Here is a 17,050-nt window from a genome sequence, read left to right as displayed (position 1 = left end):
TATACAATTTTGAATTTATAACTTAAATCCTTCCCAGTCAAGATTTGTTTAGCTGCAAAATAAGAATTAAGCTTTTCCGAAGCCTTCATTTTGCTTAACGCCCAATTTTATTTGGTTCCCACAAATCAAATGCCCGCTCATCAGCATAAAAAAACGACAAGCGACTCATTTTCCATAAAAAATAAGCGCTTACCGTTCATGTAAATTCTACAATAAATTGATTTACTGCCTCTTAAGGGAGAATAATAGCCTTCCCTACTACCTTTCGCTCCTGCAGGTCCTGCAGTGCCTGAATGCCTTCTCGCAGGGAGTAGCGCTTGTGGATCCTTTGCGCCAGCCGCCCCTCCTCTAGCCACTGCATCAGCTGCCGCGTATTTTCGAGGTGCACCCGCGGCTCCTCTTGGGTGAAGCGTCCCCAGAAGACTCCGAGCAGATCGGCGCCTTTCAGCAGAGGCAGGTTAAACGGAAGGCTGGGGATCCGGCCTGCGGCAAAACCCACGACCAGGTACCGACCCTTCCAGGCCATGCAGCGGAAAGCCGCCTCCGCAAAATCGCCCCCCACGGGGTCTAAGATCACCTCTGCACCCTTCGGGCCCAGCTCTTCTTTAAATTGCGCCCGCGCACGCTCGGCCTCATACACGAAAGCATGGTCAGCTCCAGCCTCCAAGCAGGCCTCCACCTTTTCGGCATTGCCGACGGCGGCGATCACTTCTGCGCCCATCAACTTGCCCAGCTGAATAGCTGCCATCCCGATGCCACCTGCGGCACCGAGCACGAAGAGCCGTTCTTTTGGCTGCAGGGCGGCTCGGTCCTTCAGGGCATGGTAACAGGTACCCAGTGTATAGAGAGCAGAAGCCGCCACCTCGTCAGAGAGGCCAGCAGGAAGTGTGATGCAGCGTGATGCGGGAACGGTGGCCCTCTCGGCGAGACCTCCCCAGCCCGAAAGCGCTAAAACACGATCTCCCACTTGGAAGTCCTTTACATCCGTGCCTATGGCGCGTATACGACCCGCCAGCTCCCCCCCAGGTGAAAAAGGTAGCGGTGGCTTGACCTGGTATTTATCCGCGATCATAAGCAGGTCGGGGAAATTTAGACTACAGGCCTTTACCTCTAGCAGGAGCTCACCGGCACCCGGCACGGGCTCAGGCAGTTCACGAAATACAAGCGACTCAGGGCCTCCATAGGCCTCACAGCGAAGGGCTAACATAGGGATTTTCGGTTTAGGTAAGGGATATATTTTGATGGATAAATAGGCTATTCTTTAATTAAAACGTAATTTTGGGCAAATTCATGTAAAAACCCAAATATGTCATTAGCCACATACATTAAAACGCACCAAGAGCGCTTTATTCAGGAGCTTATCGACCTGCTGAAAATCCCATCGGTAAGTGCGGACCCGAAATTTAAGGGAGATGTTTTAGCAGCAGCGGAATTTATGAAGGAACAACTCCTATTAGCGGGGGCAGATGCTGTGGAAGTGTGTCCCACAGCGGGCTACCCGATCGTGTATGGAGAGAAAATAATAGATCCTGCCCTTCCTACCGTGCTGGTGTACGGCCACTACGATGTGCAGCCGGCAGACCCTTATGAGCTTTGGGATTCGCCGCCCTTCACTCCTGTGATAAAAAAAACAGACCTGCACCCGGAAGGAGCGATTTTCGCGCGCGGGTCAGCTGATGATAAGGGACAGGTTTACATGCATGTGAAGGCTTTCGAGGCCATGATGCAGACGGACAGCTTGGCCTGCAACATCAAGTTTATGATCGAAGGGGAGGAAGAAGTAGGTTCCGAGAACTTAGATCTCTTCGTGAAAGCGAACAAGGAGAAATTAGATGCTGACGTCATTCTCATTTCAGACACCAGCATGATCAGCTTGGAACATCCCTCTGTTACGGTGGGCCTGAGAGGGCTCGCCTACATGGAAGTGGAAGTTACGGGACCAAATCGGGACTTGCACTCCGGTACCTATGGCGGTGCAGTGGCTAATCCCATTAATATATTATGCCAGATGATCGCCTCTTTGCAAGATGAGCACAATCGCATCACGATTCCCGGTTTTTATGATAAAGTAGAAAACTATTCTGACGCCTACCGTGAGGCGCTGAATGCGGCTCCTTTCGATTTAGCAGATTACAAGAAAAAATTAGCGATCGCGGATGTACACGGCGAGGCAGGTTTTACCACACTCGAGCGTGTCGGCATCCGTCCCACCCTAGACGTTAACGGCATCTGGGGAGGCTATACAGGAGAAGGTGCCAAGACCGTTCTGCCCTCCAAGGCATATGCAAAAATCTCCATGCGCCTGGTGCCGAATCAGGACCATAAGGAGATCGCAGCCCTTTTCGAAAACCATTTTAAGGCGATTGCACCTGCTTCGGTGCGTGTGAAGGTTACGCCACACCATGGAGGTCAGGCCGCTGTGGTGCCTACAGACTCTCCCGGTTATCGCGCAGCAGAAGCGGCTATCCTGGAGACCTTTGGCAAAACTGCTATTCCTACCCGTGAGGGTGGCAGCATTCCGATCACTTCTTTGTTCCAAAAGGAACTTGGATTAGACCCAATTTTGTTAGGCTTTGGTCTGGACACAGACGCCATACACTCTCCGAATGAGCACTATGGTGTAAAAAACTACTTGATCGGCATCGAGACGATCGCGAAGTTTTTCCAGCATTTCCGGAAAGAGCTAAGCTAAACCCGGTGCAGAAAAGCCCCTAAACCCAATTTTCAGCCTATGCGGTGGCCTCTCGCCAGCTTGCATAGGCTGATCCTTGTTTTATTCCAACTCCGTTAGGTCCCACCCATAGGAACCGCGGTGATAAGCCTTTTATCCTTATGCCTACACCTCACGTATACCTTCGCTTACTGCTATTGAGTGCAGCTATCTGGCTGCTTTTGGCCAGCCCTGGACATGCCCAGCTGGTGCAGCCTCCTACCTGGACGATCACGGTGAGTGAAAAAAATCCCGCTGTAGGCGAGCAGGTGACCCTAGAGCTGCTCGCGACAATCCCGAAGGACTGGTACATTTACTCAAATGACTTCAGCGAAGATGTGGGTCCTATCCTGACGGCTACGGTGCTGGACGATTCCTTTGGCCTGCAGGCCAAAGCCTTGGTACCGGACAATCCCCGTCGCAAGTTCGACGAGATCTGGGAAGGAGAGGTGAGCTACTTCGCTGTAAAAGGTCGCTTCACGCAGGAATTTACCGTGGAGACTCTTCCAGCAGCCCTAAAGGGGTATGTCGAGTACCAGATGTGCTCCGATATCACCGGGCAGTGCATCCTGTTCGAGGAAGAATTTAACTTTACCTTTTCCAGTGCAGCAGGCGCCGGAACAGCACCGGAAGCTGAGGGGGGAGCAGCAAGTCCGTCCACTGAAGAAAGGCCGGCAGCAGAAGCGTCGGAAGAGCGCAGCTATATCGATTTAGATGCAGACGAGGCGGAAGAGAACCTGCTGGGCTTCATGCTGATCGCCTTCTTAGCCGGCTTGGCCGCGCTACTAACACCCTGTGTATTTCCGATGATTCCGATGACGGTGACCTTTTTCACAGGCCGGGCGAAATCGCGGGCCGGGGGTATTCGAAATGCCCTCATCTATGGCTTAAGCATTATCGGTATTTACACTGTAGCGGGAACTGCAGTGGCGGCGATTCAGGGCCCTGAGTTCGCCAACTGGCTCTCCACCCATTGGGTGCCAAATGTCTTTTTCTTTTTGGTATTCCTTTTCTTTGCGGCAGCCTTTTTGGGCATGTTTGAGCTGACCTTACCCTCTGGCCTCGTGAATAAAATCGATGCGAAAGCTGATAAGGGCGGCTTGGCGGGCATCTTTTTTATGGCCTTTACGCTGGTTTTAGTCTCTTTTTCCTGTACCGGCCCGATCGTGGGCTCCATCCTGATCAGCTCTGCAGGGGGTGCCCTACTGAAACCGATATTAGGGATGTTTGCCTTTTCCATGGCCTTTGCGATCCCCTTTGCACTTTTCGCCATCTTCCCGGAGTGGTTAAACTCCCTACCTAAATCTGGGGGCTGGCTTAACTCCGTAAAAGTAGTTTTAGGCTTTTTAGAACTAGCCCTGGCCTTCAAGTTCCTCTCTGTGGCAGATCAAGTGTACCACTGGGGCATTTTAGACAGGGATATTTATTTGGCGATTTGGATCGTCATCTTTGCCCTGCTGGGCCTTTACCTACTGGGTAAACTGCGCCTGCCGCATGATTCGCCGCTGGAGTACCTCAGCGTACCGCGCCTAATGTTGGCGATCGTAACTTTTGTGTTCGTCGTTTACCTGATTCCGGGCCTCTGGGGAGCTCCGCTCAAAGCCCTCAGCGGCTATCTTCCCCCCATGGCGACGCATGATTTCAACCTGACACAAGCAGGCTTAGGCGGTGCCCGCAGCAGCGGAGAAAGTAGCTTGGACGAGGTGCCGAAGTACAGTGATTTCTTGCATCTACCCCATGGAATCGAAGGCTATTTTGACTATCAGCAAGCATTAGCGGCTGCCAAGAGACAGAATAAACCGCTTTTTATCGACTTTACAGGACATGGCTGCGTAAACTGCCGCGAGATGGAGGCCCGTGTTTGGTCCGATCCACAGGTTTTACGCCGCTTGCAAGAGGATTTTATCGTGGTGGCCCTTTACATCGACGAGCGCTATACGCTTCCAGAATCGGAGTGGTACACCAGCGACTATGACGGCAAGGTGAAGCAGACGATCGGTAAGCAAAACGCGGATTTTCAGATCACGCGGTTTAATAACAATGCCCAGCCCTATTATGTCTTGTTAGACACAAATGAGGAACTGCTCGTTCGTCCGAAGGGATATGATACGAGCATCCCGAATTTTATCCAGTTTTTAGAGGAAGCAAAAGAAGAGTTTTCGCGTAGGTAAAAAAGCCTATGGCTCCTACTTTAGTGGCCTCGACAGAAATGTCGGGGTCTTTTTTTATCTCCCACTTATTTAGTGCAAATACCTCCGGATGGCAGTATAGAGCAGCCATTGGTTTTGCGCCCTGCGCAAATTATGTTCCCGATCCTTTACTTTAAAATAGCGATCACCCTCCAGCCAGTCACTCAAAAAGCGTAGGCCAATCAGGGCTGGAAGCAGCTGTGCGCCAAAAAGAAGGCTATCTTGCTCTGCCGCTGTCAGGTAATCAGCGCCTCCCTGTCTATAGCCCTTTAAAAGCGCGTCAAAACGAGTGGCGTCTATGCCGACCCTCTCCCAGTCCGTGCTATCCTCTGGTACGGTGCTGGCCACGGTTCGGACCAGGTCACCAAAATCATAAAGGACATATCCCGGCATGACGGTGTCTAAATCGAGGAGTGCCTGCACCTGTAGCTGCAGCTTGTCGAGGATGACATTCGTGATTTTCGCATCATTATGTGTGAGGCGCTGCGGCAGGTGGGCACAGTAGCGGAGATAGTCCTTTTCCATAGGAGCGAGGGCGGCATACTGCTCGATGAGCTGGACAGCAAAGGCTGACCGTGGGCGCTGGCTGCTTTTTCGTAAGGCTAAAAAATGCTGGAAACGCTTGCCAAAATGATGAAAATCGGGGATGACTTCTTGGTAGTGCTTGATTTCCTCCTGCTTCTGTCCAAGCAGTCCAGCAAAACGCGCAAAAGCGGCCGCTAGATTTTCTGCGAGTGCCGGATCTTTCACTTTTTCCAGGCAGGGGCCTTTAAAAAAGGGGCTAATGCGATAAAGACTTGTACCCTGTCGCGTAAAAAGTGCTCCTTCGCGGTTCGGAAAAGGTAGGGCCAGGGAAAAGGGCAGTGGGTGGGCGTTTTCGTGCTGGCGTAGAAGCCGGTGATTAGCCGCCACCATATCTGCATTCGGAAAGACATATTCATTAAAGCGCTGGAGGATGAAGGTATCACCCAGCCGCCAGGTATCGTGAATGTGGCCTTGCTGAAGCGGCTGCGGATGAAGCCCGGCAGGCACCTGGGGATAAAAGTCGGGGACAGAGAGAAAAAGGGCATCCAGGGAGGGGGGTAGCGAAGAGGGCATGGCGATAGGAGGCTGATAGCGTGGCAAATTTGGCTAAAAATCGGTGGCATAAAAATTCTCGACCAAAAAATCTTTACCTTAGCTGTTCATTTTCTATTATTCGCGCAACCCATGCAGCTTAGTTTATTCGATTGGCTTATCATCGCCTTGTTTTTTATACTCAGTCTTGGAATCGGTTTAGTGACGGCCAGAAAGGCCGGTCGTAGTGCGCGAGACTTTTTTTTATCGGGCAGGGACATGCCGTGGTGGCTTTTGGGCGTTTCGATGGTGGCGACGACCTTTTCAGCCGACACGCCTAATTTAGTAACGGACATCGTCCGCAAGCATGGCGTTTCTGGCAACTGGGTATGGTGGGCATTTTTACTCACGGGTATGTTGACGGTTTTTGTTTATGCCCGGCTGTGGAGACGCTCGGAGGTGGCGACCGATCTTGCCTTTTACGAGCTACGTTATGGAGGAAAGGCTGCTGCTTATTTACGCGCCTTTCGGGCCGTTTATTTAGGTATTTTCTTTAATGCCATCATCATGGCGACCGTTTGTTTGGCTGCCATTAAAATATTTGGAGTTATGCTAGGTATAAGCCCTTGGCAGACCTTGCTCTTCATCGGAGTAGTAACAGTCTTCTACAGTGCTTTAGGCGGCTTAAAGGGGGTATTGCTGACGGACTTTTTCCAGTTTTTTTTAGCCCTCGCTGGAGCGATCGGCGCAGCTTATTATATCGTGGGCATGCCGGAAGTTGGGGGGCTGGACGGGCTTTTTCAGCACGAGGCAGTAGCAGGGAAGCTGTCCTTCTTTCCAGATTTCAATGACCCGAACCTATACATTCCTTTATTTCTGATGCCTATCGCCATCCAGTGGTGGGCCACTTGGTACCCCGGGGCCGAACCGGGGGGCGGGGGATACATCGCACAGCGTATGCTCGCCGCTAAAAGTGAGGGACATGCATTGGGAGCTACCTTACTTTTTAACGTAGCACACTATGCTTTACGCCCTTGGCCTTGGATGCTCATCGCCTTAGCCTCACTCATTGTGTTTCCCTCTATGGAGGCACTGCAGTCAGCCTTTCCTCATATTCCTGCCGATAAGTTAGGGGATGACTTGGCCTATTCAGCCATGCTCACCTTTTTGCCGGCAGGCCTCCTCGGCTTGGTACTCGCCTCCTTAATCGCAGCGGTGATGAGTACCCTATCGACGCATCTCAACTGGGGGGCCAGCTATTTTGTGTATGATGTCTATCAGCGCTTTTTACGCCCGGGGGCCTCAGAAGGCCAAATGGTTCGGGCGGGTAGGCTTACTACCCTAGGGCTTATGCTTTTGGCGGGAGGCACAGCCTTGCTCCTGCAGGATGCGCTCGGTGCCTTTCAACTACTCTTGCAAGTCGGTGCCGGGACAGGCTTAATCTTTATTTTACGCTGGTTTTGGTGGCGTATAAATGCCTACACTGAAATTTCTGGTATGGTTATCTCCTTTTTGGTGGCTATCTACCTCGAGCAGTTGAATCCTAGGTGGCAATGGATCCCCATTCCTCCTGAGCAGGAGTATCTAAAGCTGGTGTACGGTGTCCTCATCACGACTTCGGGCTGGTTACTGGTCACCTGGCTTACACCAGCTGAACCGCGAGAAGTGCTTCAACGCTTCTACTCGCTCACACGGCCGGCGCCATGGGGCTGGAAACCCGTACTGTCACCTGAATTACGGAAAGAAGTGTCTGGAAGAAACCGGCAGCTTGGGCATCAGATCGGTGCCATGCTGACGGGCACGGTATGTATTTACAGTTTACTGCTGGGAACGGGCTTTGCACTTTATGGCAACCTCCTGAAAGTGGTCCTATGTCTGCTCCTCTTCGGCTTTTTCGGCATACTGCTTCGCTACTTCATCCTACAAGACCGTAAGAGCGACATGCCTGCCTAGCCGCTACTCGAGGGTCTTCAAGCGATTTTCCACTTCCTGACGTAGCTTACCAAAATACATTCTCAGTGGGTCGAAATGCTCGTGAATGCCCTCCATGGAGTCTATTCTTTCCATCTCGATTATACGGTCCGATAGCTGACCGAATTTTAAGCTTAGCGCAATCCCCTTTAGTTTGTGTAAATAGCGATTCGTGCGCACACGGTCGTTACTTTGGATAACTTTTTCTAACTCAGGCAGCACATTCGAAATTTCACGTATGCCTTCGGATAAGAGCTCTTTTAGGAGCACTTTATCCCCATCCAATAGCTCCAGCAGGCCTTCCTCCGCGATGTGAGATTCGTCGAAATTCACCACGGTAGGGCCTTTATGACTGAGCAGACGCCCCAGTGTTTCTAATAAGCGCCGCTTATCGATCGGTTTAGTCAGAAACTCATTCATGCCCGCCGCCAGGCAGCGTTCGCGCTCCCCTCGGATAGCTCCAGCCGTCAGGGCGATGATCGGAGTCGGCAGTAAAGAGGCCTCCTTCTCCTGCCGTCGGATTTCACGTGTCGCTTCATACCCGTCTAATTCCGGCATCTGAATGTCCATGAAAACCAGGTCGGGCTGTACTTTTAAAAATAAGTCAACGGCTACTTGCCCATTTTCAGCTTCTATAATTTGCACTCCTGGCAGGTGGTTTTTCAGGAGTGTTTTGATCAGTAACATATTCAGCGAAACATCTTCCGCGATCAGAATACGTGTATCTTCACCAGAAGCCAAGTGTGTTTCTCCTTTTGGATTTTGTCCCGGTAGCACTTCATCGGTAGTTTCACTAAGCGACTTCAGCGCATGGAAGAGCTCACTGACCTTTGCAGGTTTGATGAGCTTCACATCAAATAAGCTTCCACCCGGTCCTTTATTTACCTTATGATCATCGGCTGAGCTGTATAAAATGATTTTGGGGATGGTTCGCCCCTGATTTTTAAAAAGGCGGTGAATTTCTTCTATTGTTTTTATCCCATCCATAAACGGCATGTGATAATCGATAATCAAGATATCAAAGTGCACCTCTTTACTTAAAAGTGTTAGGGCAGCGATACCATTATCCACCGACTGGGTTTGGATATTCCAGTGCGCCAGCATCTGTTCTAAAATCACCTGATTGTTAAAGTTATCATCCACAATCAGAATTTTTTCTAAATCAGAAAAAGAGGGTTCCTTTGTCGCTTGCTTGGTCGCCAAAATCGGACGCTCCACCGTAAAGTAGAACGTAGAACCTTTACCCTCTTCGGAGTCAAATTGAATTTGTGTGCCCATTTTTTGCGCCAGCATCTGAGAAATAACCAAGCCTAAGCCTGTCCCTCCAAACTTTCGCGTGGTCGAGGTATCTGCTTGAGAAAAGCTCTTAAACAACTTTTCCCGCTGGGCCTCCGAAATGCCGATTCCCGTATCGCGCACCTTAAAGGTAAAGGCGCCTAGGCCATCCGCTTTCTCTTCGAAAGAAATAGCTAATTCTACCTCTCCCTGTGCTGTAAATTTAATCGCGTTACTTAGCAAGTTCACCAGAATTTGCTTTAACCGGATAGGGTCTATTTCTAGAAAATGAGGCATGTCTACCGCCACATTTAGCAGGAACTCTATATTCTTTTTGGCAGTGTTATACTTGACGATGTCGGCCGTCTCCTCAGCGAGGAAAAGAAGATCCGTTTCCACCTCTTCCAGCTCTAATTTCCCTGCCTCGATCTTAGATAGATCTAAAATGTCATTGATGATGCCTAGGAGAGAATGTGCCGAACTGTTAGCACTTTGCACGTATTGAAGTTGCTCCGCATTTAGCTCTGTATTCACTAATAAATCCGTGAAGCCGATTACGCCGTTTAGTGGCGTTCGTATTTCATGACTCATATTGGCTAAAAATTCGGATTTGGAGCGATTCGCTTGCTCTGCCTCCTGCTTCGCCTGCACTAAATTAGCTTCTAAGTCGGCACGACGCTGCACGTTTACAAGAAGCTCGGCAAACACCTGTAGTAAATTGGTGTCCAGTTCGTTCATGGGATGTAATTCATGGACCCAATCGAAGCCTACAAAGCCCTTTAGTGTTTCATCTTGTAACAGCGGAAAAGTGATAAGCGTCTGAATTCCCTGCGGAAGAAGAATTTCTTTTAGCTCCCCTTCTTCCAGGTCTTGGACATTTTCAACTTGAAAGATTTCTCCCTCTAAATGGTGTTCCACCCAGTGGGCCACAAGGTCTAAAGGAATATCTTGTAAATTTTCGATCTCGGGGCTAACTCCGGGCGCACACCACTCATAGGTATTATGACTCACATTTTTTTCGAAATCGTAAGAAAAAATATAGGCGCGGTCTGCTTGAACGAAAGACGCAAGTTCTCCGAGTGACCGGTTGATAATCGCCGGCATTTCCTCCAAGTCTAAGTTAATATACTCCCCTGATATTTTTAATAACAAGCGCTGGAGCGCTGCATGTCGCTTGTTTTCATCGGTGGCACGCTGTTCCTTTGTGACATCTTGCACTAGTCCGAACAAGCGATGATCTGCTCCATCGCGTGTAGAGCGAAAGGAGATGCGTATCCAGCGCATTTCACCTGAAAGTGTCCGAAAACTAGTGGTGAAATTTTTATATACTCCCGGTTTATCGCTTACCTCCTGAATGATGACTTTTATTTCTCTGGCGGCATCTTCTCCATAACGCGCTAGTGTCTCTTCTACTTCTAAAGGACCTTTTTCTATAGACCGCTCGAAAATCGAATATAACTCATCGGTCCAAACGATTTCTCCAGTTTTCAAATTTACCTCCCAAGCACCCATATTCGCGATTTTCTGGGCATCATTTAGCAGATCCCGCTGTTTCTTAATCGCTCTTGTGGTGCGAACCCGCTCTGATATATCCCGAGAATTCGCGATAACAAACTCCTCGTTGTTAATGGTAGCCAGCTGTACAGTCACTTCTACGGGAAAAGAAGAACCCGTCTTTTGATTATAATTTACACCTTCTATCAGTAAAACGCCTGCATGTCTAAGCTCCTCGATATGCAGCTGCCACGCACCTTCTTTTCTAAAGATTTCTTCAAAATCCCATACGAATAAGTCTTCAGGCTGGAAATCATGAATCCCTAAGCGCTCTTGCGCCACCCGATTCAAGTAAAAAATAGCCCCGTTCGTACGTGCCACCTGTAGACCATCAGAAGATTGATTGATGAGGTTCTGGAGTAGCGAAACCTTTAGCTCTTGCTCCTTCAACTCATTTATTTCACTCAAGAAGCCGATCATTCGTGACTTTGGCTGCCCAGCCGCATCTAACAGATAACGACCTTTACAGTTAAACCAGACGGCATGCCCTTCTTTATGAAAAAAGCAAACATCTAAGTCAAACAGCTTTTTGGGATTATCCTGCATCTGCTCCAGCAAAGCCAGCGCCTCTTCGAATGATTGTTCAGCCACTTGCTGTTGCCACCTAAAATCCGGAGCTTTGGCCTCGGCCAAAGAAAATCCCAGTGCAGCCCATAGCTCGTCAGAAAGGTATATCTCCTCGGGGTTCTCTGTATTCCAATACCAGACACCATCGGAGATGGAATGGATCATAATATCGACCGCATCTGTATTCTGTTTAAAAAATGATTCGAGTTCTGTAGCTAAGTGGTTCATAAGCAGAAAATAAACAAGGCCAAGATACACAATAAAAGTATTTCTTGCTTACAACGGATTTAAAAAGCCATCAATAAAGTGTATAATTCCATTTCGCGCATCTACATTGCCCTCGATTACAGCAGCTTGCTCATTCAGTACCCGCCTACCGGACTGTAGGGTAACCGTGATGACATTCGGTTCAAAAAGTGTAGGTAGTGTTTCCTCTTGTATGTCTCCTAAAATGCGGCGGTTAAAAACGATATGATACAGCATCCTGTTACGCGCCAGAGCGAGCTGCTCGCTATCCGCATCTGCAGGTAGTGCCCCATTCGCCCATAGCTGCAAGGCCTGCGGATCAGGTACGAAAACCGTTATGGGTGAAACTATCTGAAGGGTATCGACTATTTCTAATCGCTCTAGTACAGATACGAAAAGACGTGCGTCTTCCCGCTCTTGTAAGGTTTCCCATACTGTTTTTTCTTGCCCTACGGGCAATTCCTCAAAGGCATCACAAGCCCAAAATACGATCAGCCCCAAAAGTAGTAACCAAGCCCTTTTCATGAATCGTCAATTTAACCCTAAAGATAAGAGAATAAAAAAACCCACGATAAATCGTGGGTCAAAACTATGAGGCAGTTTTAATTATCCTTCCATATCATCATCTTCCTCTTCTGCCATTTCTGGTAGAATAACTGCGTCAATTACGTGAATAACACCGTTTGTAGCTAACATATTTAAGTTGTCGCTATTTAAAGGTGCACCACCTACAGTCATAGCAGATAGGTCAATTGTGATTTCAGCACCACCTAAGGTAGCTACTTCCATACCGTCTCTCAGATCCTGAGAGAAAGCACGTGTGTTCCCAATCACATGCAACTGAAGTACTGCTGTTAAGGTTTCTAGGTCGATGTCTTCGATACCATCTACCTCAAGTGCTTCATAAAGTGCCATAAATGCTGCGTCGGTAGGCGCAAATACGGTGAAATCATCTTCAAAACCACCCATAAATGCTCCGGCTAAATCAGCACGCTGTAGAGCCGCTAAAAGTTGCGTGAACTCAGGAGTTTCTCCTTCAGTAGCAGCAATTACCATCTCGGCGATATTTTCGCTTGGTGGCATTAACACAAAGTCTAAAACGTGGATAACACCATTAGATGCATCGATGTCGGTTTGAACCACACGGGTATTTCCGTTGATCCATACATTACCATTTTCAGCAATACTCACAAAAATAGGCGCATCGGCTACCGTATTCAGGCGACCCGCTTCTAAATTAGCTGCCATGGCCTCACCTGCAAGAACGTGGTAGGTTAGCACATCTCCTAATCCTTCCATACCGAGTAGGTCATCTGCGGTTAGGTTATTCTCCTCTAAGAACGCTTCGAATGCGGCATTAGTCGGAGCAAAAACAGTAAAAGGACCATCAGAAGAAAGTGTCTCTACTAGACCCGCAGTCTCTACAGCTGTTACCAAAGTAGAGAAATCAGGAGTCTCAGAAGCAATCTCTACGATATTAGATTCTGCTGCTGGAGGAGTAGGGATCGGATCATCCTCATCGCTACACGCTGTGAAACCCATCGCTAGCGCTAACCCTAGCGCCGGTGTCGTGAACTTACTGTACTTTTGAAAGAAATTCATAAAATAATTGGTTTAGTGAATTACAAAGATATATACTTAATTTCGATTAATAAGGTTATTGTAATTTTTATATTCTCGACGATTTACACCTTTCTTTTATCAATCACTATGCCAAAAGGTGGCATGTCCTCAAAAAAAGAATCACTTTTCACATAATAGGTATGGGTATCGCCTCATATAAAAGTATACGAACCGGTTTTCGATTATGTCTCAAAAAAAAGTGATTTTTTTAATGCCTGCAGCTAAGACCATGACGGCAAGCTCAGTACCCAAACTATTCTTCCACGAGAATGGAAAAAATGGATTCGATTCCCGTTCTTTGTGCCCTATGCGGATTTTCAGACTCTCTTCCACTTTACTTGTTGTACTGCTTACGCTTGCGTGCAAAAAACAAGACAGCTGCTCGCTTGACTCCAAGATTACCAGCAGAGAAATTTCTTTGGATATCATTCGGCTTGATAAGGAATTCCAAAATGCTGAAAGTGCGAGCGTCATTCAGGTCCTCTTGGAAGAGCACCACGAGTTTACCACACTGTTTTTTGGTGCCGATGCACTCAATCAAGTGGAAGAGCTCGCAGAATCCTTGTTTGACCTGCACCAAGAGGCTGACTTTAAGCCGCTAGACGCGGCGATCGCCACTGAGTTTGCAGATACGAAAGCGCTAGAAAAAGAAATACAGGAGGCCTTTAAGCATTTTTCTTATTATTTCCCTCAAGAAAATTTACCCCGCCTCTATTTTATTAACAGTGGCTTTGCTGCCGACTTCACTTTAGATGCAGACATCATCATTATCGGCTTAGAGTATTTTCTACCTGAAGAGAGCGGCTTTGTTCCACCGGATCTGCCCTACTACATCCGGAAAAGATACGCGCCCGCCTATCTCGTGCCCAACTTAATGACAGCACTCTCTACCCGTTTTAATACCACCCAAGCAGACGATCAGACACTGCTAGCAGAAATGATCTATTACGGCAAAGCCTATCACTTTACAAAAAGTCTTTTGCCCTGCACCCCGGACAGCCTAATTATCGGCTATACGGGAGAGGAAGTAGTGGCCTCCTACGCGAATGAACGCTACATCTGGTCCTATTTCGTAGAGCAAGACCTCTTTTTCGAAACTAATCCCTTCATCATTCGCAAGTATACCGGAGAAGCGCCAAACACAGACGAGATTTCTCCCGATGCTCCCGGCAGGCTGGGCCGCTGGCTCGGCTGGAATATCGTGGACGATTTCCAGTTAAAAGAAGGGCTAGACCTAAAAGCACTTATGGCCGAGCCACGTGCCGACCATATTTTTAGGGCATCAGGCTATCGTCCGCGGGAGTGACAATCGCCTCTTTTTTGCGCTTCATGCGCTCACCACGCTCAAAATGCTTACATAAGTGGGTAATGCTACACCCCGCGCACTTCGGACTTCGAGCCAGACAGGTATAACGTCCATGGAGTATCAACCAGTGATGGGCTTGGTGAACATGTTGTTTTGGAATATGCCGAATTAGATGTTTTTCCACCTCCAGCGGTGTTTTAGCCGTGAGTGGGGCGAGCCCCAAACGACGAGAGACCCGAAAAACATGGGTATCCACGGCCATGTTTGGCTGATGCCAAATGACAGAGGTAATCACATTAGCCGTTTTTCGACCTACCCCGGGGAGTTTGATAAGCTCTTCCACCGTCTGGGGGACCTCACTGTGGAAGTCCTCCACCAGCATTTTTCCGAGACCGAGGAGATGTTTGGTCTTATTATTTGGATAAGAAACGCTTCGAATATAGGGAAAGAGGCTCTCGAAATCGCTGCTTGCCAGATGCTCCGGCGTAGGAAAATCCTGAAAAAGCTTTTCCGTAACGATATTGACACGCTTATCTGTGCACTGCGCAGATAAAACGACAGCTACCAGTAGCTGAAAGGGGTTTTCGTATCGTAACTCCGTCTCTGCCTCCGGCATGGCTACCTGAAAGTGTTCGATAAGCGCCGCATAACGCTCCTTTTTAGTCATAACTTGTCTTTTATTTACTCTCTTAACAAAAAAAGAATAAAAAAGGCATAAAAAAAACCTGATTGCTCAGGTTTACCTGTCTTCACACTTTCTCTAAGCCCGCTTTTTTAGCCTTTCGGAGCACTTGGGCTGCGGTTAGGCTCGGCCGCTTAAAGGTGGCGTCTAAAGCACGCATACTTTCTCGAAGCGATAAGTATTCTTGAAATAAATCCGGCTGGGTCAAGAGGTAAGCATGGAAAACTTCTTCCTCTTGGGCAGGCATTTCTCCATAGACAAATCGCAAGAGATCATTTGGGGTAAAAGGTTCTGTCATAGGCACTTTGTATCACGTTTAGTTTTTTTCTCAGATTAATGAGCGCATAGCGCATGCGGCCAAGAGCCGTATTTATGCTTACGCCCGTCTGGTCAGCAATTTCCTGAAAACTTAAATCCATGTAATGCCGCATGATCAAAACTTCTTTTTGAGCCTCCGGCAGCTCATCGATAAGCCGGCGAATGAGAACAGTGGTTTCTTCTTTTACGCGTGCATCCTCTACTGTTTGTTCAGCAAACTGCAAGGAATTAAAGATATCCACACCGTCTTCCATGACGATTTTAGGGTAACGCTTCGCCTTTCGAAAGTAATCGATCGCTAAATTATGCGCGATACGCATCAGCCAAGGCTGAAACTTACCCTCTTCGTTATACGCATCACTACTTAAAGTCTGTACGACCTTAATAAATACATCCTGTAATAAATCCTCCGCTACAGCATCATCTTTTACAATAAGCTGAATCGTAGTAAAGACACGCGACTTATACTTCTCTACTAATGACTCAAAGGCAAATTCATTTCCAGCACGGAACTGCGCGATTAATTCGCTGTCCTTAGGACTCGTCCTTTTGTTCATAAATTCTGACTGTTAAATAACGTAGAGGTTTATGCCATAGTATATATTTTATCGTGCCTTATTGGAATAGAATCGTTTGCTAATTTTGTTCGCGTAAAGCATAATTGGCAAAATCAGCTTTAAACAGTATTTTTAACCCATTCCTTGACTTCAAATGTAAGTAAAGGAATGCATGCGTGCAAGATTTTAAGTGCTTTCTTTTGCGGATTAACCGCTTAAACAAAAGCGTGTCTGAGACAAAATTGTTATCTTCGAACTGTGAAAAGTACGTAATTGCTCCATATTTCTGATTATCAAGGAGCTACTTTTACTAAAAAAGCGAAAAATTCGAATAATTATAAGCAACGTATTATGGACATCACCGGAACAGTAATCCAAATTTTAGCCGAACAAAGTGGCAGCTCCAGGAATGGCAACACCTGGAGAAAACAAGAATATATCATCGAAACTCCTGGTAATTACCCGAAAAAAGTGTGCCTAGCTGTGTGGGGAGATAAAATCGAACAGTTCGGCATCCAGCAAGGAGAAACCATCACCGCTGGCATCGAAATCGAAAGCCGCGAGTATAATAGCCGCTGGTATACTGACATCAAAGCATGGCGGGTAGAGCGTGAAGGCCAGTCTGCTGGGGCTACGGCAGGTGCGGCAAGTGGCAACAGCTTCAGCCAAAAATCCGGCGGGTCTCCAGACGTGAGCTCCTTCTCAGACGATAGCGCGGAAGACGTCCTCCCATTCTAAATCAATCCTCCAGAAGATCTCTGGAGCTAAGGCTGAAGCCGAAGGCCAAAATAATACCCCATAAAGGTACCCAAAGCCATCAAAGTAAGGCCGATGCCGACCACAAGAAGGAGCGTTCCTAAAGGCATATCCCAAGGAACGTCTCCTATCTTAAATTTTATGCGCCGATTGAAATCCATCGTCTATCTAAATCTATTAGCCCTAAATAAAAAAAGAGCGGACAAGCCGCTCCCGAAACACTAGTTTTCTCTCTTCATA

13 protein-coding genes are annotated in these 17,050 nt (G+C 48.0%); 5 read left to right on the top strand and 8 right to left on the bottom strand.

The window, feature by feature from the left end:
* Positions 1–232: 232 nt before the first annotated feature.
* Positions 233–1,207, bottom strand: coding sequence for an NADPH:quinone oxidoreductase family protein (locus tag ACXIT9_RS06855; protein WP_458055482.1), 975 nt, complete (start codon positions 1,205–1,207; stop codon positions 233–235).
* A 99-nt stretch (positions 1,208–1,306) separates the two neighbouring features.
* Between ACXIT9_RS06855 and ACXIT9_RS06850 the strand changes: the two genes are divergently transcribed.
* Both ACXIT9_RS06850 and ACXIT9_RS06845 read left to right on the top strand, forming a co-directional pair.
* On the top strand, positions 1,307–2,692 hold the full coding sequence (locus tag ACXIT9_RS06850; RefSeq protein ID WP_458055481.1) for a dipeptidase: 1,386 nt from the start codon (positions 1,307–1,309) through the stop codon (positions 2,690–2,692).
* 140 nt (positions 2,693–2,832) lie between these two features.
* Positions 2,833–4,881, top strand: coding sequence for a cytochrome c biogenesis protein CcdA (locus ACXIT9_RS06845; RefSeq protein WP_458055480.1), 2,049 nt, complete (start codon positions 2,833–2,835; stop codon positions 4,879–4,881).
* Positions 4,882–4,950: 69 nt separating this feature from the next.
* On the opposite strand, the gene ACXIT9_RS06840 is transcribed toward ACXIT9_RS06845, so the two are convergent.
* On the bottom strand, positions 4,951–5,997 hold the full coding sequence (locus ACXIT9_RS06840) for a phosphotransferase enzyme family protein (protein WP_458055479.1): 1,047 nt from the start codon (positions 5,995–5,997) through the stop codon (positions 4,951–4,953).
* Between the two features lie 111 nt (positions 5,998–6,108).
* On the opposite strand from ACXIT9_RS06840, the gene ACXIT9_RS06835 reads away from it, so the two are divergent.
* Positions 6,109–7,908, top strand: a complete 1,800-nt coding sequence (locus ACXIT9_RS06835) for a sodium:solute symporter family protein (protein ID WP_458055478.1) — start codon at positions 6,109–6,111, stop codon at positions 7,906–7,908.
* 3 nt (positions 7,909–7,911) lie between these two features.
* Here the strand turns inward: ACXIT9_RS06835 and ACXIT9_RS06830 are convergent, their stop codons facing one another.
* The 3 genes from ACXIT9_RS06830 to ACXIT9_RS06820 form a co-directional block, all read right to left on the bottom strand.
* Positions 7,912–11,550 (bottom strand): response regulator, encoded by a 3,639-nt coding sequence (locus tag ACXIT9_RS06830; protein WP_458055477.1) that lies wholly within the window; start codon positions 11,548–11,550, stop codon positions 7,912–7,914.
* A 48-nt stretch (positions 11,551–11,598) separates the two neighbouring features.
* Positions 11,599–12,093 (bottom strand): fasciclin domain-containing protein, encoded by a 495-nt coding sequence (locus ACXIT9_RS06825; RefSeq protein WP_458055476.1) that lies wholly within the window; start codon positions 12,091–12,093, stop codon positions 11,599–11,601.
* An 81-nt stretch (positions 12,094–12,174) separates the two neighbouring features.
* The gene (locus tag ACXIT9_RS06820; RefSeq protein ID WP_458055475.1) at positions 12,175–13,170 is read right to left on the bottom strand and encodes a fasciclin domain-containing protein; all 996 of its coding nucleotides are present in this window, start codon (positions 13,168–13,170) and stop codon (positions 12,175–12,177) included.
* Positions 13,171–13,498: 328 nt separating this feature from the next.
* Between ACXIT9_RS06820 and gldB the strand changes: the two genes are divergently transcribed.
* Positions 13,499–14,497: a gliding motility lipoprotein GldB gene (gene gldB, locus ACXIT9_RS06815; protein WP_458055474.1), complete on the top strand. Its 999-nt coding sequence runs from the start codon at positions 13,499–13,501 to the stop codon at positions 14,495–14,497.
* Here gldB and nth read toward each other — a convergent pair.
* The 3 genes from nth to ACXIT9_RS06800 all read right to left on the bottom strand — a co-directional run bounded on the left by nth (position 14,466) and on the right by ACXIT9_RS06800 (position 16,054).
* Positions 14,466–15,164 carry an endonuclease III gene (gene nth, locus ACXIT9_RS06810; RefSeq protein WP_458055473.1) on the bottom strand — a complete coding sequence of 233 codons (699 nt, stop codon included), beginning with the start codon at positions 15,162–15,164 and terminating at the stop codon, positions 14,466–14,468. The genes gldB and nth overlap by 32 nt on opposite strands.
* An 82-nt stretch (positions 15,165–15,246) precedes the next feature.
* Positions 15,247–15,477, bottom strand: a complete 231-nt coding sequence (locus ACXIT9_RS06805) for a hypothetical protein (RefSeq protein WP_458055472.1) — start codon at positions 15,475–15,477, stop codon at positions 15,247–15,249.
* A complete protein-coding gene (locus ACXIT9_RS06800; protein ID WP_458055471.1) occupies positions 15,452–16,054 on the bottom strand; it encodes an RNA polymerase sigma factor in 603 nt (200 codons plus the stop codon). The genes ACXIT9_RS06805 and ACXIT9_RS06800 overlap by 26 nt, the downstream gene beginning before the upstream one ends.
* A gap of 351 nt (positions 16,055–16,405) precedes the next feature.
* Here ACXIT9_RS06800 and ACXIT9_RS06795 point away from each other — a divergent pair, with 351 nt between their 5' ends.
* Positions 16,406–16,792 (top strand): DUF3127 domain-containing protein, encoded by a 387-nt coding sequence (locus ACXIT9_RS06795; protein WP_458055470.1) that lies wholly within the window; start codon positions 16,406–16,408, stop codon positions 16,790–16,792.
* The last annotated feature ends 258 nt before the right edge of the window (positions 16,793–17,050 follow it).

The organism is Nitritalea sp. (genome assembly GCF_054166705.1).
The sequence above is the reverse complement of the archived record's forward strand: the minus strand, read 5'-3'. Positions and strand labels throughout refer to the sequence as shown.

Coding starts and splice junctions, on each gene's coding strand:
- ACXIT9_RS06845 (WP_458055480.1), top strand. CDS start 2,833: ATGCCTACACCTCACGTATACCTTCGCTTACTGCTATTGAGTGCAGCT.
- ACXIT9_RS06805 (WP_458055472.1), bottom strand. CDS start 15,477: ATGACAGAACCTTTTACCCCAAATGATCTCTTGCGATTTGTCTATGGA.
- ACXIT9_RS06830 (WP_458055477.1), bottom strand. CDS start 11,550: ATGAACCACTTAGCTACAGAACTCGAATCATTTTTTAAACAGAATACA.
- ACXIT9_RS06825 (WP_458055476.1), bottom strand. CDS start 12,093: ATGAAAAGGGCTTGGTTACTACTTTTGGGGCTGATCGTATTTTGGGCT.
- ACXIT9_RS06795 (WP_458055470.1), top strand. CDS start 16,406: ATGGACATCACCGGAACAGTAATCCAAATTTTAGCCGAACAAAGTGGC.
- ACXIT9_RS06840 (WP_458055479.1), bottom strand. CDS start 5,997: ATGCCCTCTTCGCTACCCCCCTCCCTGGATGCCCTTTTTCTCTCTGTC.
- ACXIT9_RS06820 (WP_458055475.1), bottom strand. CDS start 13,170: ATGAATTTCTTTCAAAAGTACAGTAAGTTCACGACACCGGCGCTAGGG.
- ACXIT9_RS06850 (WP_458055481.1), top strand. CDS start 1,307: ATGTCATTAGCCACATACATTAAAACGCACCAAGAGCGCTTTATTCAG.
- nth (WP_458055473.1), bottom strand. CDS start 15,164: ATGACTAAAAAGGAGCGTTATGCGGCGCTTATCGAACACTTTCAGGTA.
- ACXIT9_RS06835 (WP_458055478.1), top strand. CDS start 6,109: ATGCAGCTTAGTTTATTCGATTGGCTTATCATCGCCTTGTTTTTTATA.
- ACXIT9_RS06800 (WP_458055471.1), bottom strand. CDS start 16,054: ATGAACAAAAGGACGAGTCCTAAGGACAGCGAATTAATCGCGCAGTTC.
- gldB (WP_458055474.1), top strand. CDS start 13,499: ATGCGGATTTTCAGACTCTCTTCCACTTTACTTGTTGTACTGCTTACG.
- ACXIT9_RS06855 (WP_458055482.1), bottom strand. CDS start 1,207: ATGTTAGCCCTTCGCTGTGAGGCCTATGGAGGCCCTGAGTCGCTTGTA.